Here is a 22,602-nt window from a genome sequence, read left to right as displayed (position 1 = left end):
TCGTCGAAACAGGAGTGTCGTTTGTCCGAACTTTGGCGTTTGTCCGCAGTAGAGCTTGCCGCCCGCATCCGCCGGCGTGATGTTTCCGCAGTCGAGGCCACGCAAAGCGCGCTGGCGCGCCTGCAGGCCGTGAATCCGCTGATCAACGCCGTGGTCGATCACCGTCCCGACGACGCGCTGGCCCAGGCCGCCGAGGTCGACCGCGCCCTGGCCCGGGGAGAAGATCCGGGGGCGTTGGCTGGCGTGCCGGTGACCGTCAAGGTCAACGTCGACCAGGCGGGCTACGCCACCACCAACGGCGTGACGCTGCAGAAGGACGTGGTCGCCAGCGTCAACAATCCGGTGGTCGACAATCTGCGCCGCGCCGGCGCGGTGATTATCGGACGTACCAATACGCCGGCGTTTTCGTTGCGCTGGTTCACCGGCAACCGGCTGCACGGCGACACCCTCAATCCTCGGAATCCCTCCCTGACCCCGGGGGGCTCGTCCGGTGGCGCGGCGTCTGCGGTGGCGGCAGGCATCGGACACCTGGCCCACGGCACCGACATCGCCGGCTCCATCCGCTATCCCGCCTATGCCTGCGGCGTGCATGGCCTGCGGCCGTCGCTGGGCCGGGTGGCCGCCTTCAACGCGGCCTTGCCCGAGCGCACCATCGGGGGGCAGATCACGGCGGTTTCCGGACCCTTGGCCCGCAGCATCGCCGATCTGCGATTGGGGCTGGCCGCGATGGCGGCGCCCGATCCGCGCGATCCATGGTGGGTCCCCGCGCCGCTGACCGGACCCGCGGCGCCGCGCCGGGCGGCGCTGTGCCTGAGCCCGGATGGCATGGATACCGAACCCGCGGTGGTCAAGGCATTGCAGGACGCCGCCCGGCGCCTGAGCGAAGCCGGCTGGGCGGTGGACACGGTCGACCAGGTGCCGCCGTTGCGCGAAGCCGCGGACCTGCAGATCCGCATGTGGATGGCCGATGGCTACGAGGGCATGGTCGAGGCGGCACGCAAGGAAGGCGACCGTGGCGCGTTGACGGCGCTCGAAGGCCAGCGCGCGCGCGTGGCGGACATGGACATGGCGAAGTTCTCGGCGGTGCTGACGCGACGCGCGACGCTGACGCGCCTGTGGGAGTTGTTCCTGGCGCAATATCCGGTGCTGTTGCTGCCGGTGTCGGCCGAGCTGCCTTTCACCGACAATCTCGATCTGCGGGGCGATGCCGCCTATGAACGGGTCTGGCGCGCGCAGATGACGCAGATCGGGCTGCCCTTCATGGGCCTGCCGGGGTTGTCGGTGGCCATGGGCAGCGCCGGTGACCGGCCGGTGGGAGTGCAGGTGGTGGCGGGACGCTATCGCGAAGACCTGTGCCTGGCCGCCGGGGAGGCCATCGAGGCGGCCGGGCCGATGGTCACGCTGGCGGAGCCGGCGGCGCGTTGACCCTGGCCGGTGGCGCCGCCGCTTCCCGCCGCCGGGAGCGCCGGTCGGCACGGCGGCTCAACGTGGCGCCGCCTGCCATTCGGATCGCAGCAAGCCCATCATGCCGGTGTCCCAGCGGTCATTGCCGGCGCGGGTGGACGAGCGTCGTACCCCTTCCAGGGTGAAACCCAGGGCTTGGTAGGTACGAATGGCGGGGGTATTGAACATGTACACGTTCAACTCCAGCCGTTCAATGCCTGGCGTGCCGAAGGCTTCGCGGATCATCAGGGCCACCATTGGCCGGGCCAGGCCCTGGCCGCGCGCCTCGGGGGCAATGGCGACACGGCCCAGGCGGGCGTTGCCATCGCGCCAGTCGTACGCCAGTTGCGCGTGGCCGATTGACTGGCCGTCGCGACAGGCCATCCAGCAACGGCGTGTCGGCGGCTGCGCCTGGCCTTCGCGCAGCATCGCGTCCATGTCGGCCGTTTCGAGCGGATAGGCCACGTGCGATCCGCCCCATTGCACGACCTCGGCGAGGCTCTTGAACCAGCTGGCGAGCTGGGCGTAGTCCGTGGTCGAGAAGGGGCGCAGGGTCAGCATGGTTGAAGCCGTGGTGGGTAGCGGCTACCAGCTTACCCGGCAGTGAAACGCAGTTTCAAGACGCCGAGGTCGCCGTAGGCGAGTGCGATGTCGCGGTTGGCGGGCACATCCAGGAAACCGGCGTAGGAGCCGGTGATGACGTGCTGGCCGGCGCTCAGGCCCAGGCCCTGTTCGCGCAGGAAATTGGCGAGCCAGTACAGGCCGGCCTTTGCATGATTGTTCGGATGGATGCCGGCGTGCTGCTCGACTTCGGCGCCGTCGACCGACAGGGTAAGGGTCATGCTGGCGGGGGCGGCGTCGGGTGAGGCGATGCGCGGTCCCAGCACCAGGCCGGCGTTGAACATGTGGTCGGCCAGCAGTTCCGGCAGGCTGGCGTGTTCCGGCGCGGCGTAGCGGCAGCCCAGGATCTCCAAGGCCAGGCGGGCCGAGCCGATGGCGGCGTCGATCTCGGCAGGGGTATAGGGTTCGTCCCGCGTGGGCAGGTCGCATGCCAGTTCGAACGCGATTTCAGGTTCGATGCGTACCACCGGCGCGCGGGCGGGGACGACATCGCCATGCGCCACGGACGAGGCATAGATCGGCGCCACCACGGTTTTTTCAGGCGACGGCAAGGCGCTTTTCCAGGCCGCGATGGCGTCCTGGCGCGTCTCGCGCAGCAACCGCGCGGTGCGCTGCTGTACCGCCAGGGCCTGGCCCTGGGTCTGCGGGCGACAGTCTGCCGGCAGGCGCGGACCGGCGATGCCGGCTTCGCGCGCGGCGATCAGGATGCGGGCCGCTTCGGTGCAGCCGGGATAGTCTTCGATCTGGAGCCGCATGCGCGTCACATTCCCATGAACAGCAGGGTCCACAGGACGATCATGGCGATCAGGCCCAGCCAGCACGAGCCCCAGAAGCCGACGATCGGCCATTTCAGGGCCAGCGGCGTCTTCTTGGGATCGACATGGCCCAGCAGGTCGTTGGCGTTGCCGATCAGCCAGAAACGGGTGCCGGGGAACATCAGGCGGAAGAAATAATCCAGCATGATGGCAGCCTTGATCGCCAGCGGATATTGTTCGAAGGGACGGTGCTGAAGATAGGGATGCTTGAGCGCGGCGTTGATCTGCTTGCTCTTGAAGAAGAACAGCACCAGGCCGCTCAGCGAGCAGGTGATGAAGCACAGCACGAAAAGGCTGAAGGCCATGGCCATGGCGGGTGAGTGCATGAAAATTCCGGTAACGCGCGGCAGCGCCGCGAACTAAGGGTGGTAAGGAGAGGCGTTCAGCCGCGGGTCTGGCCTTCGCCGGTCAGGACCCATTTGAGGGTGGTCAGGCCTTCCAGGCCGACGGGGCCACGGGCGTGCAGGCGATTGGTGGAGATGCCGATCTCGGCGCCCAGGCCGTATTCGAAGCCGTCCGCGAAGCAGGTGGGCAGGTTGACATAGACCGAGCTGGAGTCAACCTCGCGCTGGAAGCGTTGCGCCGCCGACAGGTCTTCGGTGACGATCGCGTCGGTGTGGCCGGAGCCCCAGCGCGCAATGTGCTCGATGGCGTCGTCGAGCGAGTCGACGATGCGGATCGCCAGGATCGGGCCCAGGTATTCGGTGGCCCAGTCTTCATCAGTGGCCGGCTTGGCGTGCGGCAGCAGCGCCAGGGTGCGCGGGCAGCCGCGCAGTTCGACGCCGTGTTCGGTCAGCGCCGCGGCCAGGCTCGGCAGGATCGAGACGGCGGCCACCGCGTCCACCAGCAGGGTTTCCATGGCGCCGCAGATGCCGTAGCGGTAGGTCTTGGCGTTGAAGGCGATGGCGTGGGCCTTGTCCGGGTCGGCCGCCGCATCGATGTAGATGTGGCAGTTGCCGTCCAGGTGCTTGATCAGCGGCACGCGCGCTTCCTGCGACAGTCGGGCGATCAGGCCCTTGCCGCCGCGCGGCACGATGACGTCGATGTGCTCGGTCATGGTGATGAGCTTGCCGACCGCGGCGCGGTCGGCCGTGGCGACCACCTGGACCGCGTCCTGCGGCAGGCCGGCGGCGGCCAGGCCGAGCTGGACAATGCGGCCCAGCGCCACGTTGGAGTGCAAGGCCTCGCTGCCGCCGCGCAGGATGGCGGCGTTGCCCGATTTCAGGCACAGCGCCGCCGCGTCGATGGTGACGTTGGGGCGGGATTCATAAATGATGCCGATCACGCCCAGCGGCACGCGCATCTGCGCCACGCGCATGCCATTGGGACGCACTGTAGTGGCGGTGACACTGCCGATCGGGTCGGGCAGGGCGGCGATCTGGCGCAGGCCCTCGGCCATGTGCGCCAGCGTCTTCTCCGACAGGGTCAGGCGGTCGAGCAGGGCCGGTTCCAGGCCATTGGCGCGCGCGGCGGCCACGTCCTTGGCGTTGGCGGCCAGCAATTCGGCCTGGTTGGCGGCCAGCGCTTCGGCCATGGCCAGCAGGGCCTGGTTCTTGGCGGCGCTGTTGGCGCGCATCATGGCGCGCGAGGCCCGGCGCGCATTCTCGCCCAGGGTCAGCATGGCTTGTTCGATAGAGGACGAGGACATGACGGCGTCGTTCATAGTAAAGAGGGCGGCCAGGGCGCCGCTTGCGGATAGGGATAGTTTATCCGGCCAGGGGGCCGGGGGAGACGAAGGGGTGGCGGCCGGGGCCGCCTTCACGGTCGGTTGCCGGCGGCGGCCACGCGCAAGGCCAGGCGGGTCATTTCTTCCCAGGGGTCGGATAGCCGCCCCGGCACCGACAGGCCCTTGATGAGACGGTCGACCTCGTGGGCGTGTTGCACCGCGGCAGGCCAGACGTCGGGGCGGACCCGGCCGAGCGCCTGTAGCGCCAGGCGTTCGTGCGCCCCGAAAATGCGCAGCCTGCGCATCAGGCCGTTGGCGTCCTGTCCCAGGCTGCGGGCCTCGGCCACGCGCGCCAGCAGACGGATTTCCTCGCCCACCGCCCACAGCACCAGCGGCAGGGCCTCGCCTTCGGCGCGCAGGCCGTCGATCATGCGGATGGTGCGGGCGATATCGCCGGCCAGCATGGCATCGCGCAGGCCGAATACATCGTAGCGGGCCACGTTGAGCACGGCGCGCTCGACGTCTTCCGGCGCCAACTGGCCTTCGGGATAAAGCAGCCCCAGTTTCTGGATTTCCTGGTGGGCGGCCAGCAGGTTGCCTTCGACCTTGTCGGCCATCCATTGCAGGGTGGCGTTGTCGGTGCGCTGGTTCTGGCGCGCCAGGCGCTGGCCGACCCAGGCGGGCAGGCGGCCGCGTTCGATGCTGGGGATGTCGACCATCGTGCCGGCACGGCCCAGGGCCTGCATCCAGCGGCTTTCGCGGGTGGCCTTGTCCAGGCGCGGCAGCGCCACCAGGATCAGGGTATCCGGGTTGTCCGCCTGCTTTTCGGCCTGCTCGGCCAGGCGCGCCAAGGTATCGGCGCCGGACTTGCCGGGCTTGCCGGTCGGAATCTTGAGTTCGAGGATGCGGCGATCGCCGAACAGCGACACGCTCTGGGTTGCGGCGATGACCGCGCTCCAGTCGCTGCGCGCGTCCATCACCATCGACAGGCGTTCGGTATAACCGGCGCCGCGCCCGGCGGCGCGCAGCGCATCCACGGCCTCGGTGACCAGGAGGGGCTCGTCACCGGACACCGTATACAGCGGGGCCAGGCGGTTGCCGGCCCGCTGCAGGTGATCGGCCAGGCGATCCGCGTCCAGGACTTGTGCCATCGGTCAGCGCGTGTAGGCCGGGTCGGTGGTGGACGGCGTCTGCCACGGCGTCGGCGTGCGGCGAGGCTGCGGAGCGGTGGGATCGTATAGCGGCGTCTCGCCGTCTTCCGCCCGCTGTTCGCGGTTTTCGAAGGCCTTGCGCACTTCCGGGGCCGTCATGCGGCGGAGCAAGCGCGAAACCAGATCACGCTGCATGGCGATGTAAAGCGTTTCGATCTGTCCTTGCTTGGCCTGGACGATCTGGTCGTCGTAGGGCATTTCGCGGTAGATCGACAGGGTCGTGTCCGGGATCAGGGCGCGGCCCTTCGCATCGATCAGGCGGAAGGTGTAATTGATGCCGAGTTCGTATTCCTCGACACGGCCCTGGGCGTTCAGCGACACCTCGCGCAGGGCGCGCGTGTTGGAGACTTCCTGCAGGATCGCCTGCGCATCCTTGGGCGAGGCAACCAGCTTGGTGTCGGGCGAGGCCGCGCGCAGCGCGCGCCGCACGTCGGCGCCGAACTGGGTGTTGTCGGCAATGCCGACATACAGCGTTTCGAACGGCAGCGGCGTAACGCCGCGCAGCGTGAAGCCGCAAGCCGAAATCAGCATGAACAGCGCCAGGCAGGCGCCGCGCAGCAGCCAGGATTGGCGGGGGGATTGCGTGTGTTGCCCGGCGAAGTACATGCTTGACCTCATCAGCCTACGACGTTGACCAGTTTGCCCGGAACCACGATGACCCGCTTGGGCGGGCGGCCTTCCAGGTAGCGGGCGACTTCATCCTGGGCGGCGGCGAGTTTTTCGATGTCTTCCTTGGCGGCCTTGGCGGCGACGCGGATCGAGCCGCGCAGCTTGCCGTTGACCTGCAGCATCAGTTCGATTTCGTCCGCCACCAGCGCGGCCTCGTCGACGTGCGGCCACGGCGCGTCGAGCAGGTCGCCCAGCTCGTGCGCGTAGCCGAGGTCGCGCCACAGGTGCCAGGTGATGTGCGGCACCACCGGATACAGCACGCGCAGCAGCACGCCCAGCGTTTCGGCGTAGGCGGCGTCGGCGTGCTTGCCTTCCGGCAGCTTGGCGTCATCGATGGCGTTGAGCATCTTCATGCACGCCGACACGACGGTGTTGTACTGGATGCGCTGGTAGTCGTAGTCGGCCTGCTTGAGCAGGTTGTAGACCTCGCGGCGCAGATCCTTGACGGCGGCGGGCGCATCGGTCCAGTCGGCGCCGGCGGCCAGGCCGCGGGCGACGGTGTCGCGCTGCGCGTAGCTGATCGACCACAGGCGGCGCAGGAAGCGGTTCGAGCCTTCGACGCCGGAATCGGACCATTCGAGCGTCTGCTCGGGCGGGCTGGCGAACATGACGAACAGGCGCGCGGTGTCTGCGCCCAGCGTGTCGATCAGCGATTGCGGATCGACGCCGTTGTTCTTGGACTTGGACATCGTGCCCACGCCGCCGTAGGTCACGTCCGAACCGTCGGACTTGAGCTTGGCGCCGACGATGGCGCCGCGCGCGTCGTAGACGTTCTCGACTTCCTCGGGCCAGAAATACTCGATGCCGCCCTGGGCGTTCTTGCGCGAGTAGATGTGGTTCAGCACCATGCCCTGGCACAGCAGCTTGGTGAAGGGCTCGTCGAAGTTGAGCAGGCCCATGTCGCGCATGACCTTGGTCCAGAAGCGCGCGTACAGCAGGTGCAGGACCGCGTGCTCGATGCCGCCGATGTACTGGTCCATCGGCATCCAGTAGTCATTGCGCGCGTCGACCATGGCAGTGTTGTTGCCCGGCGAGGTGTAGCGCATGAAGTACCAGGACGAATCCACGAAGGTGTCCATCGTGTCCGTCTCGCGGCGCGCCGGCTTGCCGCAGCTGGGGCAGGCGCACGACAGGAAGGCTTCGTTCTTGGCCAGCGGGTTGCCGCTGCCGTCCGGGATCAGGTCGTCCGGCAGCACCACCGGCAGGTCCTTCTCGGGGACCGGCACCGGGCCGCAATCCGCGCAGTGGATGATGGGGATCGGGGTGCCCCAGTAGCGCTGGCGCGAGATGCCCCAGTCGCGCAGGCGCCAGGTGGTCTGCTTTTCGCCCAGGCCTCGTGCCCCGAGGTCGGCGGCGATGGCGTCCACGGCTTCCTTGTGCGACAGGCCGTCGTACTTGCCCGAGTTGATGGTGCGGCCGCTCTGCTTGTCGCCGTACCATTCCTGCCAGGCGTCGGTGGAGTAGGCCTTGCCGGCCACGTCCACGACCTGGCGGATCGGCAGGTCATACTTCTTGGCGAAGGCGAAGTCGCGTTCGTCGTGGGCGGGCACGCCCATCACGGCGCCGTCGCCGTAGGTCATGAGCACGTAGTTGCCGACCCAGACTTCGACCTGGTCGCCGGTGATCGGGTGGGTCACGAACAGGCCGGTGGGCAGGCCTTCCTTTTCACGCGTGGCCAGTTCGGCCTCGGTGGTGCCGCCCAGCTTGCACTGTTCGATGAAGGCGGCCAGGGCCGGGTTCGACTGCGCGGCGTGGGTGGCCAGGGGATGTTCCGGCGCCACGGCGCAGAAGGTCACGCCCATGATGGTGTCGGCGCGGGTGGTGAAGACGTACAGCTTGCCGTCCTGGATCAACTGGCCGTCCTGGCCGGCGATCTGGTGCGGGAAGGCGAAGCGCAGGCCCTCGGACTTGCCGATCCAGTTTTCCTGCATCAGGCGCACGCGCTCGGGCCAGCCGGGCAGATCGTTCTGCACCGCGCCCAGCAGTTCGTCGGCGTAATCGGTGATGCGCAGGTAGTAACCCGGGATCTCGCGCTTTTCGACCGGGGCGCCCGAGCGCCAGCCGCGGCCGTCGATGACCTGTTCGTTGGCCAGCACGGTCTGGTCGACCGGATCCCAGTTCACGACCTGGGTCTTGCGGTAGGCGACGCCCTTTTCGAGCATCTTCAGGAACAGCCACTGGTTCCACTTGTAGTACTCGGGATCGCAGGCGCACATCTCGCGCGACCAGTCGATCGCCAGGCCCATCGCCTTCATCTGCTTCTTCATGTAGGCGATGTTGTCGTAGGTCCATTTGGCCGGCGGCACCTTGGACTTGATGGCGGCGTTCTCGGCCGGCATGCCAAAGGCGTCCCAGCCCATCGGCATCAGCACGTTGTAGCCCCGCATGCGCAGCTGGCGCGCCATCATGTCGTTGATGGTGTAGTTGCGCACGTGGCCCATGTGCAGCTTGCCGCTGGGATAGGGCAGCATCGAGCAGGCGTAGAACTTCGGCTTCTCGGAGCCGTCCGGGTTCTTCGCGTGTTCATGGACCAGATAGGCGTCGCGGGCCTGCCAGTCTTGGTGGGCGGCCGCTTCGACGGTAGTGGGGAGGTAACGTTCCTGCATGGGCTCGTGCGCGATGGCGAAAAATGGGTGAACCGCCCCCGCGCGCCAGGCGCGGGGGCGGCCAAAACCCCTGATTATAGGAGGTGCTAGGCGCGGATAGGGGGCGGGGCGGTTTCCGGGATGCGGGCGCTGGCCCCCAGCATGCCGTAGGCCAGGGTTATGGCCGCCAGAACCGCGCCCGCGGTGACCACGCCGGGCCAGCCGTAATGGGAGTACAGCCAGGACGATACCAGCGATCCGGTGGCCCCGCCGATGAAATAGCTGGTCATGTAACCGGCCGTCAGGCGGCTGCGGGCCTCGGGCCGGCTACGGTACAGCGAACTGGTATTGGTGACGTGGACGCCCTGGATCGCCAGGTCCTGGATCAGGATGCCGGCCAGCAGCGCGATGACCGAGGCCTGGCCGAAGGCCATCAGGCCCCACGACGCCAGCAGCAGCAGCAGGCCGATGCGGGTGGCCTGGTTGCCCAGGCCGCGGTCGGCCAGTCTGCCGAAGCGGTTGGCGGCATAGGCGCCGGCCGCGCCGGCCAGCCCGAACAGGCCGATGGTGGTGTTGTTGAAGCCGTAGTCCGGGCCCGACAGCAGGAAGGTCAGCGGCGTCCACAGCATGCTGAAGGCCGCGAACAGCAGGCCGCCGAGCAGCGAGCGGCCGCGCAGCAGGGGCTCCTCGGCGAACAGGCGGAAGATCGAGCCGAGCAGGCGCGGATAGCTCATCGCGGCCTGGCTCTTGTGGCGCGGCAGCACCTTCCAGAGCGCGGCGGACATGCCCAGCATCAGGATCGCGGCGACCCAGTAGACCGTGCGCCAGCTGCCCAGGTCGGCCAGTACGCCGGCCGCGGTGCGGGCCAGCAGGATGCCCAGCAGCAGGCCGCTCATGACCGTGCCGACCGCCTTGCCGCGCTCGTGCGGCGCCGCCAGGGTGGCCGCGAACGGCACCAGCACCTGCGCCACCACCGACAGCATGCCGGTCACCGCGGTGCCCAGCATCAGCATCTGGATGTTGCGGGCGAAGGCCGACAGCAGCAGGCCGCCGGACGACAGCAGGGTCATCAGCACGATCAGGCCGCGGCGTTCGAACAGATCCCCCAGCGGCACCAGCAGGATCAGGCCAAGCGCGTAGCTCAGTTGCGCGATCATGACGATGCTGCCGGCGGTGGCGTTGGACAGCGAGAACTGCTGGCTGATGGTGTGCAGCAGCGGCTGCGCGTAATAGTTGCTGGCGACCGCCAGGCCGGTGGCCACGGACATCAGCAGGATGACGGGCGCGGTGAGCGGGGCGGGTTGGGCGGGAGCGGCGTTCATGTGGGGCGGGAGTCGGGAGTGGCGGGGGGAAGGCTCAGGCGGCGATGCCGCCGGGCGTTTCCTGGTCGTGCGGGATCAGCAGTTTCTTCAGCAGGCCGGCCATCTGGCGGCGCTCGGCGGCGTTGAGGGGGGCGAGCAGCGCTTCGAGTTCGCGCAGGTAGTCCTTGAGCACCTGCTTGATGACGCGCAGGCCCTCGGCGGTCAGCGCCACGATGACGCCGCGGCGGTCCTCGGGGTTGGGCGTGCGTGCCAGCAGGCCGGCCTGTTCCAGGCGGTCCAGCCGGTTGGTCATGGCGCCGGAGGTCAACAGCAGCGCGGCGACCAGCTTCTGCGGATTCATGGCGTGCGGCGCGCCGCTGCGGTACAGGGTGGCGAGCACGTCGAATTCGCCCTGGTGCAGGTGGTGGCGCTTGAATGCCTGGCCGACGTCGCGCGCGGCGAAGGCGTGGAAGCGGAACACGCGGCTGAGGACGCTCATCGGCGAGATGTCCAGGTTGGGGCATTCCCGCTCCCACTGCGACAGCACCAGGTCGACCAGATCGTTCATGATGTTTTTATATGAAGTATCTTTACGTAAAGATAAATTCTAGCAGGCCGGCCTGAAATCCCGCAAGGCGCGCGCGATGGGATGGGGCGGACCGCGGGAGAAAACATGGGCGCGAAAAAAGAAAGGGCCCGCCCCATGCGGGGCAGGCCCTTTCCGGCTTGACCGGATAACCGTGCGGAATTACTGCGCGGCGTCCTTCAGCTTCTTGAGCGGGCGAACCTTCACCTTGACCGAAGCCGGCTTGGCGGGGAACCAGCGCTCTTCACCGGTGAAAGGATCCTTGCCGAAGCGCTTGGCCTTGGCGGGAACCTTCTGCACGGCAACCTTGAACAGGCCCGGCAGCGTGAATTCGCCGGCGCCCTTCTTGTCCACGGAGCTCAGCACCGAGGTTTCCAGGCTGGCCAGGACGGCCTTGACCGCCTTGGCTTCAACGCCGGACTGCTCGACGATGTAGGCGATCAGCTGGGTCTTGTTCAGAGCAGCCTTGATAGCCTTGGGGGCGGCAGCGACCTTCTTGGCGGCGACGACCTTCTTGGCTGCCGGCTTCACAGCGGGTTTGGCGGCGGTAGCCTTCTTTGCGGGCGCCTTGGCGGCGGGCTTGGTGACTTTCTTGGCAGGAGCTTTAGCTTTCGTGGCCATGGTCAAAATCCGTATGTTGAGGACATTGGGGCAGCGCGCGCCGGGTATCGGCGTTTAACGCTACGCGCCCGATGATAGCGGAAGAGTGGCGGTTGTAGCCGCTTTCGCAAGGCCTTTTGCGCATTCTTTGTTGTTTTCCAGGCAGAAAAACCCCTTCTGCAAGGGGTTCTGCAAAATGCAGTGACAATCGCTGCGATTTTTTCAGTGCCGCGAATGCCGTGCGCAGCGACGTCGCGCGTTGCGCGAAAGTGCTTTTGCAAGGGGCTTTTGAACCATCCCGGGCCGGCGTGTTCCAATGCTTCGCGCCGCGCGTCGGCCAGCGCATGCAGGCGGCCGCGGGCTGCCTGCATGCGCTGGCCCGCGTGCCATCCTTACCCCGCATGGAAGTGAAGTCCCTTATGTTGATGAAGAAGTTGGCGGCGAGCCTGCTCGTTGCGACCGCGTGTATGTCAGGCGCCCTGGCGCAAACGATGCCTCAGCCCGACCTGTCGGCCAAGGCCTGGCTGCTGCTGGATGAGACCAGCGGCCAGGTGATCGCGTCGCACGCGGCCACCGTCCGGATCGAGCCGGCCTCCCTGACCAAGATCATGACGGCGTACGTGGTGTTCGGCGCCATCCACAACAAGGAGCTGTCGCCGGACCAGAAGGTCACCATCTCGACGCGCGCCTGGAAAGTGCCGCCCGGCAGCTCCAAGATGTTCCTGGAGCCGGGCTCCAAGGTGTCGGTGGACCAGCTGCTGCGCGGCCTGATGATCCAGTCCGGCAATGACGCGGCGATCGCGCTCGCCGAGGCGGTGTCGGGCAGCGTCGAGGCGTTCGTGGCCCGCATGAATGACACCGCCGTGCAACTCGGCCTGCATGGCACGCACTTCGCCAGTCCCCACGGGCTGCCGGATCCGGGCACGTATTCCACGGTCAGCGACCTGTCGATCCTGGCCACGCGCTTCATCCGCGATTACCCCGAGCTGTACAAGACCTACGATTCGGCCAAGACCTTCACCTATAACAACATCACGCAACCCAACCGCAACCGGTTGCTGTGGCTCGATCCGAGCGTCGACGGCCTGAAGACCGGCCATACCGACGCGGCCGGATACTGCATCGTGGCCACCGCGCACCGGCCCAACGGCAAGGAGCAGCGACGCCTGATCACGGTGGTGGTGGGCACCGCGTCGGACAAGCTGCGCACACAGGAGAGCCGCGAATTGCTGGAATGGGGCTTCCAGGGGTTCAATACCATCAAGCTCTACGCAAAGGGCCAGGCGGTGGCCACGCCCGAGGTCTGGAAAGGCCAGGCCGACACGCTCAAGGCCGGTTTTGCGCGGGACGCCTACGTCACCGTGCCGGCGGGCGCCAAGGTCGAGCCGATATGGACGCCGCAGGACCCGCTGGTGGCGCCGATTGCGGCCCAGGCCACGGTCGGTTCGCTGCGCGTGATGGTCGACGGCAAGCCCGCCATGCAGTTTCCGGTGGTGGCGCTCGAGCCGGTGGATGAGGCCGGCCTGGCCGGACGTGCCTGGGATTCGATTCGCCTGTGGTGGCGCGGGCATTCGGGCTGAGGGAGGTGTGCATGGCCGTGAGTTTTCCCGGCGGGCCGGCGGCGGCGCCGACCCCTGATGATCCGTTGGGCCTGTTGTCGGCCTGCCACGGCCGCATTGCGCGCCAGTGCGACACCCTGCGGCGGCTGGCCGCGCACTTGCCCGCGCACGGCAGCGACGCCGCGGCCCAGGTCGCCGCCGCGGCCGTCGTGCGCTATTTCGAGACCGCCGCGCGGCACCACCATGAGGACGAGGAGGAGGACCTGTTCCCGGCCCTGATCGAATCCATGGCCGGTTCGGATGCCGTTTGCCTGCATGCGCTGGTGGATGGGCTGGTGGCCGATCATGCGCGGCTAGCGGCGCTGTGGACGCCGCTGCGGCAGATCCTGGAAGCGGTTGCCGCGGGCCGTCCCGCCGAACTGCCGGCGGTGCGGGTGGAGGCGTTCGCGAAGGCCTATGCCGAGCATATCCGGCGCGAAGAAGATGAACTGCTGCCGCTGGCCGCGCGCCTGGTGGCCGATGACGCGCTGGCCGCGATCAGCAGGGCGATGAAGGCGCGGCGCGGTGGCGGGACCGCTTGAGTCGGGTTGAGATCCCGGCGTGGGCAGGGCCCGCTTTTAGTGTTAAATGACCCCAGCCGGAGCCCTTCGCGCCGGGTCACCAGACCTTCATGCCATGCACCGTCACGCGCGCTTTCGCCAGAAATTGCAGGCCCCCTCCCTGATGCACGCCATGTCGGCGCACAATCCGCTGTCGGCCCGGCTGGCGGCCGAGGCGGGCTTCGATGCGATCTGGGGCAGCGGGTTCGAACTGTCGGCCAGTTACGCGCTACCGGATGCCAACATCCTGTCGGCCGGCCAGCACCTGGAGATGATGCGGGCCATCGCTGCCACCGTTGACGTGCCGGTCATCGCCGATATCGATACGGGTTTCGGCAATGCCATCAATGTCGCTTACACCGTGCCCCAGTACGAGGCGGCCGGCGTGTCGGCCGTGGTGATGGAGGACAAGACCTTTCCCAAGGACACCAGCCTGCGCGCCGACGGCCGCCAGGAACTGGTGCGTGTCGCCGAGTTCCAGGGCAAGATCGAGGCCGCCTGCGCCGCGCGCCGTGATCCGGATTTCTGCGTCATTGCCCGCACCGAGGCGCTGATCGCGGGGCTCGGCCAGGCCGAGGCGCTGGCGCGCGCGGCCGCCTACGAGGCTGCCGGCGCCGATGCCATCCTGATCCATTCCAAGCAGACCACGCCGGATGAGGTGTTGGCCTTCATCGCGGCCTGGTCCGGCCGCGTGCCGCTGGTGCTGGTGCCAACCGCCTATCCGCAGTTGCGCGAGGCCGACATCCAGGCGCTGGGCAAGGTGGGGCTGGTGATCTACGGCAATCACGCGATCCGCGCCGCCGTGGGCGCGATGCGCGAGGTCTTCGCCCGCATCCGCGCCGAGGGCGGCATCCATGGCGTGGATGCCGGCCTGCCCACGGTGCGCGATATCATCGACTTGCAGGGCGACAAGGGGATGCGCGAACTGGAGCGCAGGTTCCTGCGCTGAACGCGCCCGGCATCGAAAAGAATACAAGGACGGGGAATGATGGCGGCGGGAAGCAAGGCGTGGCTGGCGCGGGTGTTTGGCGATTGGGTGCCGGAAGTTGGCCCCGCGACGCTGCGCGCCGACCTGGCGGCGGGATTGCTCGGGGCCTTGCTGGTGCTGCCACAGGGCGTGGCGTTCGCCACGCTGGCCGGCCTGCCGGCGCAGTATGGCCTGTATTCGGCCATCGTGCCCTGTATCGTGGCGGCGCTGTTCGGCTCCAGCCGGCATGTCATGTCCGGTCCCACCAACGCCAATTCGCTGGCGCTGTTCGCGGTGCTGACGCCGCTGGCGGCGGCGGGCAGCCCCGGCTACATCGAGCTGGCCCTGGCGGTGACGGTGCTGGTCGGCCTCATGCAGTGGCTGGTCGGTGCCCTGCGCCTGGGGTCGCTGGCGCATTTCATCTCGCCGTCGGCGCTGTTCGGCTTCACCAGCGGCGCGGCCCTGCTGATCGCGATCCATGCCTTGAAGGATGCGCTCGGCTTGCCGGCGCCGGGGGCGCACGGCGCGGGCGCCTTGCTGCTCGGCCTGGCCGCCGGCCTGGATCGGGTGCAATCGGGCGCGTTGCTGGTTACGGCGGTGACGATCGCGGTGGCGCTGTTGCTCAAGCGGTTCGACAAGCGCAAGCCGTACATGCTGGCGGGGCTGGCGGCGGGGGCGTTGGCCGCGGCCGGGTTCAATGCCCTGGCGCCGGGCTGGGGCGCGGCCGCCGTGCCGCTGTTGGGCGATCTGGCGCAGCCGTGGCCGCCGTTCCATATTCCAAGCGTGGACTGGCGCGTCTTGCCCGATCTGCTCAGCCTCGCGTTCGCGCTGACCATCGTGGCGCTGGCGCAGTCCATTTCGATTGCCAAGGCGGTGGCCTCGCGCTCGGGCCAGCGCATCGACGCCAATCGTGAATTTGTCGGACAGGGGCTGTCGAACGTGGTCGGCGGCTTCTTTTCCTGTTATCTGTCCTGCGGTTCGCTCAACCGTTCCATTCCCAATTACGAGGCGGGCGCGAAGACGCCGCTGGCGGCGGTGTTCTCGGCCTTGTTGCTGATGGCGCTGGTGGCGCTGAGCGGACCGTTGCTGGCGCGGATCCCGCACGCGGCCATTGCCGGGCTGTTGTTGCTGGTGGCCTGGACGCTGCTGGACGCGCCGCGCTGGCGGCAATTGATGCGTACCCAGCGTGGCGAAAGCGCCATCGCCGCCGCCACGCTGGCGGCCACCGTGACCCTCCGCATGGAAGTCGCGATCCTGCTGGGCACCGTGCTGTCGCTGATGGTGTACCTGCACCGCACCTCGCGGCCGGCGATGCGCACCATGGGCTTCGATTCGCGCGGGCTGGAGCGCCGCTTCGTGGTGCTGGAGAGGCAGCCCGAGGCGCTGCCGGAGTGCCCCCAGCTCAAGCTGCTGCGCATGGAGGGGTCGGTCTACTTCGGCGCCGCCGCGCACGTGGCGCAGCGCTTGCAGGAACTGCGCGCCGGGCCCGATGCGCCGCGCCATCTGCTGGTGATGGCCAAGAGCATGAATTTCATCGACCTGGCCGGCGCCCAGGTCTGGGAAGACGAGCTGGCCGCGCGCCGCGCGATGGGCGGGGATCTGTATTTCCACCGGCCGCGGCCGGAAGTGCTGGCGATGTGGCGCCGCACGGGCTTCCTGGAGCGGCTGGGCGAGGATCACGTGTTTCCCGACAAGGCCACGGCGTTGCATGCCATCTACGCCCGCCTGGATCGCGGCATCTGCGCCAGTTGCCGCGCCAAGGTGTTCTGGGAATGCCAGCCGGAAAGCCCGCAGGCAGACGCTTGAGCGCCGTTCAGGCCAGGGGCGCGTCGGCGCCCAGGTAGGCGGCCTGGACGCGCGAGTCGGCCGCGATGCGGTCGGGCGGGCCTTCGGCCAGCAGGCTGCCGCGCACCAGCACGGCGATATGGTCGGCATGCTTGAAAACGACGTCCAGGCTGTGCTCGGTGAACAGCACGGCCATGCGCTGTGTATCGGCCAGTTCGCGTGTCAGGCGCATGAGGGCATGGCGTTCGTTGGTGGCCATGCCGGCGGTGGGTTCGTCCATCAGCAGCAGCCGCGGACGGTGCGCCAGCGCCATCGCCAGTTCCACCCGCTTGACCTCGCCATAGGCCAGGGCGCCGCAATGGGCGCGGGCCTGGCCGGCCATCTGCACCTGCTCCAGCAGCGCCAGCGCCTCGTTGACGCGGTGCGACTCGGCGCGGCGCCAGGGGCGGAACAGCAGGCGGTCGCGCGACAGCAGGGCGGTCTGCACATTTTCAAGCGCCGTCATCGAGCGGAAGGTGGCGGCGGTCTGGAAGGTGCGTCCCACGCCCAGGCGGCAGATCCTGCCGGCCGACAGGCCGACGAGTTCGCGGCCGTCCAGCCGCACCGAGCCGGCGTCCGGCCGCAACTGCCCGCCAAGCACGTTGAAGCAGGTGGATTTGCCGGCGCCGTTCGGGCCGATCAGCGCCAGCATGCGGCCCGCTTCCAGCTGGAACGAGACGTCCGCCAGGGCGTCGATGCCGCCGAAGGATTTGCGTAGTCCATCGACCCGCAGCAAGGGCAGGGCGGCCGTCATGATCGCCTCCGTTGCAGGCGGGCCGCCGCGCCCGCCAGGCCGGCGGGAAACAACATGACCAGCGCCAGGATGGCCAGGCCCAGCACGGCGTGCCAGTATTCGGTGCTGCGTGCCGCCGCGTCCTGCAGCCAGGTGTAGGCCGCCGCGCCGACCAGGGGGCCGGCCAGCGTCTGCAGGCCGCCAAGCAGCACCATCACCAGGCCGTCGACCGAGCGGCTGACGGCGAGCACGTCGGGCGCGATGCTGCCCTTCGAAAACGCGTACAGCGATCCGGCCAGGCCGGCCGCCAGCGATGCCGCCACGAAACCGGCCCACTGGATGCGGCGCGTGTCCATGCCCAGCGCCTCGGCCCGCAGGACGGAATCGCGCGCGCCGCGCAGCGCGTAGCCCAGCGGCGAGAAAGCCAGGCGCCGCAGCCAGGCGATGCCGAGCGCGCACAGCGCCAGCGTCAGGTAGTAGAACCAGGGGCCGCGCGCCAGCCAGCTCGATGGCCACAGCCCGATCAGGCCATTGCTGCCGCCGGTCACGTCGTCCCACTGATAGGCCAGCGCCCAGAGGATCTGCGCCACCGCCAGCGTCAGCATCGCCAGGTAGACGCCGGACAGGCGCACGCAGAACCAGCCGAACACCAGCGCGCCGAGCGCCGCCGCGAATGGCCCCAGCAGCAGCGCCGCCTCCATCGGCAGCGCCGCCAGCTTCAGCAGCAACGCGGCGCCATAGGCGCCCAGGCCGAACCAGGCCGCATGGCCGAAGGTGGTCATGCCCGCCAGGCCGGTCAGGAAGTGCAGGCTGGCGGCGAACAGGGCGGCGATCAGGATCTCGGTCAGCAGGATGCCCAGGTAAGGCGCGTGCGCGGTTGCCAGGGGAGCCAGCGCCAGCAGGGCCAGCAGCACACCGTAAGCCCGCCGCAGGCGCGGGCCCGCCGGGGCGATGGACGGCTCGGCGGCGGGTGTCTGCGAGGACGGCGCCGGCGGTTGTCCCAGCAGGCCCCAGGGGCGCGCCACCAGCACCACCGCCATGACGGCGAATTCGGCCATCAGGGTGAGTTTCGACAGGTTGAAGGTCCAGGGGCCGATATGCGCCTGGCCGATGAACACGAACAGCGCCTTGACGGAGCAGATCAGCAGCGCCGCCAGGAAGGCGCCGGGGATCGAGCCCAGGCCGCCGACCACCACCACCACGAAGGCGCTGGCGATGATCTCCAGGTCCAGCCCGAGGGTGGCGGGCACGCGCGGCGCGGCCAGCGCGCCGCCCAGTCCGGCCAGGAAGGCGCCCAGCGTGAAGGCCGAGGTGAACAGCCAGGCCTGGTTGACGCCAAGCGCGGCCAGCATGTCGCGGTTTTCGGCGGCGGCGCGCAGCAGGCGGCCCCAGCGCGTGCGCTTGAGCAGCAGCCACAGCAAACCCAGCACCACGGGGCCGGCGCCGATCAGCAGCAGGTCGTATTGCGGAAAGCGCCGCCCCAGGATCTCGACCGCGCCGGCCAGGCCGGGCACGCGGGGCGCGAACAGGTCTTCCGCGCCCCAGATGGCCAGCGCGGCGTCGCCGATGATCAGCACCAGCGCGAAGGTCGCCAGCAACTGGAATAGTTCAGGCGCGCGATACAGGCGCTTGAGCACCAGCAGCTCGGCGGCGGCGCCGATCAGCCCGGTGACCAGCGCGGCCAGCAGCAGGCCGGCCCAGTAGCCGGCGCCATTGTCGAAGTGGCGGGTGAAGGTCCAGGCCAGGTAGATGCCCAGCATGTAGAAGGAGCCGTGGGCGAAGTTCACCACCCGCGTGACGCCGAAGATCAGCGACAGGCCGGCCGCCACCAGGAATAGCGCGCTGGCGTCGGCCAGGCCATTGAGCAGCTGCGACAGCAGCCCGGACAGGCTCATCAGCGCGGTCGCATCTTGCGAACCTGCTCGTCGGGCGGCTGCAGGCGGGCGCCGTCGATGTAGGCGAAGTCCTTCATGATGCCCTTGCCGTCCTCGACCGCGGTGACGCCGATGTACACGCCCATGGTGGATTGATGGTCGATCTTGCGGTACTGGATCGGGCCGTAGGGCGTGTCCACCTTCAGCCCGGCGAAGGCGTCGACCAGTTTCTCGGTGTCGACCTCGCCGGCGGCCTTCAGGCCCTGTGCGATCGACATCAGCGAGGCGTAGCCCACCACCGAGCCGACCTTGGGCGTCTCGTTGTAGCGCTTGCGATAGGCCTCGACGAAGGTCTTGTTGGCCGGCGTGTCGATGGCATACCAGGGGTAGCCGGTGACGATCCAGCCCGAAGGCGTGTCGGCGCCCAGCGGCTCCAGGTATTCCGGTTCCCCGGATAGCACCGAGACCACGGCGCGGTTTTCGAACAGGCCGCGGGTGTTGCCTTCGCGCACGAAGCGGGTCAGGTCGGCGGCGAACAGCACGTTGAAGATGGCGTCGGGCTTGGCGTCCGCCAGGGCCTGCACCACCGCGCCGGCATCGACCTTGCCCAGCGGCACGGCCTGCTCGGCGACGAATTCCACGTCCGACTGGAACGACTTCATCATGGCCTTGAAGGTGGCCACGGCGGACTGCCCGTACTCGTAGTTGGGGTAGACGATGGCCCAGCGCTTCTTGCGCAGCGCCAGCGCCTTGGGCGCCAGCGCGGCCACGTGCATCCAGGTGGACGGCCGCAGGCGGTACGTGTAGCGGTTGCCTTCCTGCCAGGTGATCTTGTCGGTCAGTGGTTCGGCGGCCAGGAAGAACACCTGCTGCTGCTTGGCGAAATCGGTCAGCGCCAGGCCGGTGTTGGAGAGGAAACCGCCGAACAGCAGATCCACTTTTTCGCGCGCCAGCAGTTCCTGCGCGGCGCGCACGGAGTCGCCGGGATTGCCGTTGTCGTCGCGCGAAAATACTTCGAGCTTGCGTCCCAGCACCCCGCCCGAGGCGTTGACCTCCTCCAGCGCCAGTTGCCAACCTTTCTTGTACGGGCCCAGGAAGGCCGGAATCGCCTTGTAGCTGTTGATTTCGCCGATGCGGATCGGCTCTTTGGTGTCTTTGGCGGACGCGACCGGGGTCAGCGCCAGGGCCAGGAGCGCGGGCGCGAGCGCGCGGCGCAGCAGGGTCAGGCAAGGACGGAGCATGGCGGGTATCGCTGGCAAGAGAGCCCGATCGAAGCCGGGCTCATGTAGGGCACGATTGCAGTTTCGGCCCAATTGAAGCATGCGCGGCGCCCTCGCGCCAGGGAAAACGGCGTGGCGACCTGATTCCCCCGTTGCGCTCGGCCAAAGAAAAAGGCCCTGCGATGCAGGGCCTTTTTCGGCTTTCCGGATACCGGCTGAATTACTTCAGCTTGGTTTCCTTGTAGTCAACGTGCTTGCGAGCGACCGGATCAAACTTCTTGATCAGCATCTTCTCGGGCATGTTGCGCTTGTTCTTGGTGGTCGTGTAGAAATGACCCGTGCCGGCAGTCGACTCGAGCTTGATCTTTTCGCGGATACCTTTGGCCATGTCGTGCTCCTAGTATGTCAGATTGGCGGGGGGCCGATTAGGCCAGTTCGCCGCGGGCACGCATTTCGGCCAGCACGGCGTCGATGCCGTTCTTGTCGATCGTGCGGATGGCTTTGGCCGAGACGCGCAGGCGCACCCAGCGGTTTTCGCTTTCAACCCAGAACCGGCGCGATTGCAGGTTGGGCAGGAAGCGACGCTTGGTCTTGTTGTTCGCGTGCGAAACGTTGTTGCCCACCATCGGGCCTTTGCCGGTCACTTGGCATACGCGTGCCATGGATGCACCTCATTTATTCTTGCGCATCACCGGGGGGGTAGACAGGGTTTCAGCCGCCGGGCTGTGAGAGGCTTGCCGCCGGGACTTGCCCGAGGTTCTTGCCATCTTGCCGGCCACCCAGTCTTAGTGGATGAGGGGGGAACCTGCGTGTTGAAATGCCGCGTCATCAAGACTACCGATTTCAACCCCTGGGATCCCGCCCAGTGCTTATACCCGCTGCCTGCCATCCGCAAAAATGCGCTTGGGGGTCAGAGTGTTGAACTACAAAGCATAGTAGTCCAGCACGGGAAACTTCATGTGAAGACGTAGATTCTAATACGAAAAATCGAGATAAATCAAGTACCAGGGCGCGGCGCGTGGAAAAGCGTGGCGTTCCTGCCGCGATGGGCGCGTCCGGACGGCGCGCGCCGGCGGGCTGGCTTGGCCGGCTGACGTCCGGTGCGAGGCTGCCGCCTCGCCCGGCGCCTTGCGTCCCCGGCTTCAGGCCGGGTGCGATTGCGCCACGCGGCCCGACAGCCACGACAGGCAGGCGCAGGTCGCCAGCGTGGTCGTCAGGGGCAGGGCGCTGTCGGTCTGCCAGGCGCTGACGGCGAAGCCGGCCAGCGCGCCGCAGGACAACTGAAGCGTCCCCAACAGGGCCGAGGCCGCGCCCAGCCGCTTGCCCTGGTCGGACAGCGCCAGCGCCGCCGAGTTGGGATTCACGAATCCCTGGCTGCCCATGTAGCAGATCAGGCAAGCCATCAGCAGCGGCAGCGTCATCCAGCCTGCCAGCGTCAATGCCACCGCCGCCAGGCTGGCGCAGGCCAGCGAGGTCAGGGCGCGGCGCTGCAATTGGCGCGGCGTGTGACTGCGCAGCAGGCGGGCACTGATCTGCGAGCAGATGATGAGCGACAGCGCGTTGGTGCCGAACAGCAGGCCGTAGTACTTGGGGTCGACCCCGTACAGCTCGATGAACACCCGGGGCGAACCGATGATGTAGGCGAACATGCCGGCCTGGCCGAAACCGCCGGCCAGGCTGTGCGCCATGAACCCGCGATGCGCGAACAGGGCGCGGTAGTTCTGCACGATGGTGCGCAGGCGCAGCGGCACGACGCGTTCGGGCGCCAGCGATTCCTTCATGATCAGGATGACCGCCGTCATCAGCATGGCGCCGCCGGCCAGCATCACCCAGAACAGGCTGCGCCAGCTGGCGAAGCCCAGCAGCTGCCCGCCCGCCAGCGGCGCGAGGATGGGAGCCAGCCCCATGATCAGCATCAGCAGCGACATGGCGCGCGCCGCTTCGTGGGTCTCGTAGTGGTCGCGGATGACGGCGCGCGGAATCACGATGCCGGCCGCGCCGCCCATGGCCTGCACCACGCGCCAGCCGGTCAGCGCCTCGACCGAGCCGGCCAGCGCGCATCCCAGCGATGCCACCATGAAGAGCGCCAGGCCGACCATCAGCGGCGGCTTGCGGCCGTAGCGGTCGGCCATCGGGCCGTAGAACACCTGCGCCAGGGCCAGGCCGATCAGATAGGCGGCCAGGGTGCGTTCGACGTCGCCGCGCGGCACGCCGAGGTTGGCGGCGATCGTCGGGAACGCCGGCAGGTACATGTCGATGGCAAAGGGGCCGATCGCCGTCAGGGCGCCCATGAGAATGAGCCAGCCCGGCAGGGCGCCGCGTGAGGAAA

Annotated in this window: 22 protein-coding genes; 5 read left to right on the top strand and 17 right to left on the bottom strand. The window is 68.1% G+C overall.

The annotated features are described in order from the left end of the window. The first annotated feature begins 21 nt into the window (after nt 1–21). Entirely contained in the window at nt 22–1,425 is a 1,404-nt protein-coding gene (locus tag ABFG95_RS07540) for an amidase family protein (protein WP_348995703.1), read from the top strand. Between the two features lie 57 nt (nt 1,426–1,482). Here ABFG95_RS07540 and ABFG95_RS07535 read toward each other — a convergent pair whose 3' ends face one another. The 11 genes from ABFG95_RS07535 to ABFG95_RS07485 form a co-directional block, all read right to left on the bottom strand. Next, nucleotides 1,483–2,004: a GNAT family protein gene (locus tag ABFG95_RS07535; RefSeq protein ID WP_054416352.1), complete on the bottom strand. Its 522-nt coding sequence runs from the start codon at nt 2,002–2,004 to the stop codon at nt 1,483–1,485. A gap of 32 nt (nt 2,005–2,036) precedes the next feature. Next, nucleotides 2,037–2,819, bottom strand: coding sequence for a fumarylacetoacetate hydrolase family protein (locus ABFG95_RS07530; RefSeq protein ID WP_068956766.1), 783 nt, complete (start codon nt 2,817–2,819; stop codon nt 2,037–2,039). 5 nt (nt 2,820–2,824) lie between these two features. After that, nucleotides 2,825–3,205 carry a hypothetical protein gene (locus tag ABFG95_RS07525; RefSeq protein WP_169536588.1) on the bottom strand — a complete coding sequence of 127 codons (381 nt, stop codon included), beginning with the start codon at nt 3,203–3,205 and terminating at the stop codon, nt 2,825–2,827. Between the two features lie 56 nt (nt 3,206–3,261). Beyond that, nucleotides 3,262–4,527, bottom strand: coding sequence for a glutamate-5-semialdehyde dehydrogenase (locus ABFG95_RS07520; RefSeq protein WP_232732946.1), 1,266 nt, complete (start codon nt 4,525–4,527; stop codon nt 3,262–3,264). 110 nt (nt 4,528–4,637) lie between these two features. Continuing rightward, nucleotides 4,638–5,696, bottom strand: coding sequence for a DNA polymerase III subunit delta (holA, locus tag ABFG95_RS07515; RefSeq protein WP_049072683.1), 1,059 nt, complete (start codon nt 5,694–5,696; stop codon nt 4,638–4,640). Between the two features lie 3 nt (nt 5,697–5,699). Further along, the gene (gene lptE / locus ABFG95_RS07510; protein WP_049072684.1) at nt 5,700–6,362 is read right to left on the bottom strand and encodes an LPS assembly lipoprotein LptE; all 663 of its coding nucleotides are present in this window, start codon (nt 6,360–6,362) and stop codon (nt 5,700–5,702) included. 11 nt (nt 6,363–6,373) lie between these two features. Continuing rightward, entirely contained in the window at nt 6,374–9,031 is a 2,658-nt protein-coding gene (leuS, locus tag ABFG95_RS07505; protein WP_049072685.1) for a leucine--tRNA ligase, read from the bottom strand. An 86-nt stretch (nt 9,032–9,117) separates the two neighbouring features. Next, nucleotides 9,118–10,332, bottom strand: coding sequence for an MFS transporter (locus ABFG95_RS07500; protein WP_054416356.1), 1,215 nt, complete (start codon nt 10,330–10,332; stop codon nt 9,118–9,120). A 34-nt stretch (nt 10,333–10,366) separates the two neighbouring features. Continuing rightward, entirely contained in the window at nt 10,367–10,879 is a 513-nt protein-coding gene (locus ABFG95_RS07495; RefSeq protein WP_049072687.1) for a MarR family transcriptional regulator, read from the bottom strand. Nucleotides 10,880–11,059: 180 nt separating this feature from the next. Further along, entirely contained in the window at nt 11,060–11,518 is a 459-nt protein-coding gene (locus ABFG95_RS07490; protein ID WP_049072689.1) for an HU family DNA-binding protein, read from the bottom strand. Next, nucleotides 11,502–11,843: a hypothetical protein gene (locus ABFG95_RS07485; protein ID WP_141702414.1), complete on the bottom strand. Its 342-nt coding sequence runs from the start codon at nt 11,841–11,843 to the stop codon at nt 11,502–11,504. Before ABFG95_RS07485 ends, ABFG95_RS07490 begins: the two co-directional genes overlap by 17 nt. A 73-nt stretch (nt 11,844–11,916) precedes the next feature. Here ABFG95_RS07485 and ABFG95_RS07480 point away from each other — a divergent pair, with 73 nt between their 5' ends. The 4 genes from ABFG95_RS07480 (at nt 11,917) to ABFG95_RS07465 (ending at nt 16,428) form a co-directional block, all read left to right on the top strand. Further along, the gene (locus tag ABFG95_RS07480) at nt 11,917–13,077 is read left to right on the top strand and encodes a D-alanyl-D-alanine carboxypeptidase family protein (protein WP_081330321.1); all 1,161 of its coding nucleotides are present in this window, start codon (nt 11,917–11,919) and stop codon (nt 13,075–13,077) included. Between the two features lie 11 nt (nt 13,078–13,088). Then, complete coding sequence (locus tag ABFG95_RS07475; protein WP_059272196.1) at nt 13,089–13,637, top strand: hemerythrin domain-containing protein; 549 nt, start codon at nt 13,089–13,091, stop codon at nt 13,635–13,637. Between the two features lie 94 nt (nt 13,638–13,731). Then, nucleotides 13,732–14,604: a phosphonopyruvate hydrolase gene (locus tag ABFG95_RS07470; protein ID WP_348995702.1), complete on the top strand. Its 873-nt coding sequence runs from the start codon at nt 13,732–13,734 to the stop codon at nt 14,602–14,604. A gap of 39 nt (nt 14,605–14,643) precedes the next feature. Then, nucleotides 14,644–16,428, top strand: a complete 1,785-nt coding sequence (locus ABFG95_RS07465) for a SulP family inorganic anion transporter (protein ID WP_348996039.1) — start codon at nt 14,644–14,646, stop codon at nt 16,426–16,428. Between the two features lie 7 nt (nt 16,429–16,435). On the opposite strand, the gene ABFG95_RS07460 is transcribed toward ABFG95_RS07465, so the two are convergent. The 6 genes from ABFG95_RS07460 to ABFG95_RS07435 form a co-directional block, all read right to left on the bottom strand. After that, nucleotides 16,436–17,200, bottom strand: a complete 765-nt coding sequence (locus ABFG95_RS07460; RefSeq protein ID WP_348995700.1) for an ABC transporter ATP-binding protein — start codon at nt 17,198–17,200, stop codon at nt 16,436–16,438. Beyond that, a complete protein-coding gene (locus ABFG95_RS07455; RefSeq protein WP_348995699.1) occupies nt 17,197–19,074 on the bottom strand; it encodes an ABC transporter permease in 1,878 nt (625 codons plus the stop codon). The genes ABFG95_RS07460 and ABFG95_RS07455 overlap by 4 nt, the downstream gene beginning before the upstream one ends. Then, a complete protein-coding gene (locus ABFG95_RS07450) occupies nt 19,074–20,294 on the bottom strand; it encodes an ABC transporter substrate-binding protein (RefSeq protein WP_080977360.1) in 1,221 nt (406 codons plus the stop codon). The genes ABFG95_RS07455 and ABFG95_RS07450 overlap by 1 nt, the downstream gene beginning before the upstream one ends. 199 nt (nt 20,295–20,493) lie before the next feature. Then, nucleotides 20,494–20,661 carry a 50S ribosomal protein L33 gene (rpmG, locus tag ABFG95_RS07445; RefSeq protein ID WP_003810296.1) on the bottom strand — a complete coding sequence of 56 codons (168 nt, stop codon included), beginning with the start codon at nt 20,659–20,661 and terminating at the stop codon, nt 20,494–20,496. Between the two features lie 37 nt (nt 20,662–20,698). After that, nucleotides 20,699–20,935: a 50S ribosomal protein L28 gene (rpmB, locus tag ABFG95_RS07440; RefSeq protein ID WP_006385639.1), complete on the bottom strand. Its 237-nt coding sequence runs from the start codon at nt 20,933–20,935 to the stop codon at nt 20,699–20,701. A 480-nt stretch (nt 20,936–21,415) separates the two neighbouring features. Then, on the bottom strand, nt 21,416–22,564 hold the full coding sequence (locus tag ABFG95_RS07435) for a Bcr/CflA family multidrug efflux MFS transporter (RefSeq protein WP_063581285.1): 1,149 nt from the start codon (nt 22,562–22,564) through the stop codon (nt 21,416–21,418). Nucleotides 22,565–22,602: the final 38 nt, after the last annotated feature.

The organism is Achromobacter sp. HNDS-1 (genome assembly GCF_040084795.1).
Taxonomy (GTDB): domain Bacteria; phylum Pseudomonadota; class Gammaproteobacteria; order Burkholderiales; family Burkholderiaceae_B; genus Achromobacter; species Achromobacter ruhlandii.
This window is presented reverse-complemented; position numbering and strand designations above follow the sequence as displayed.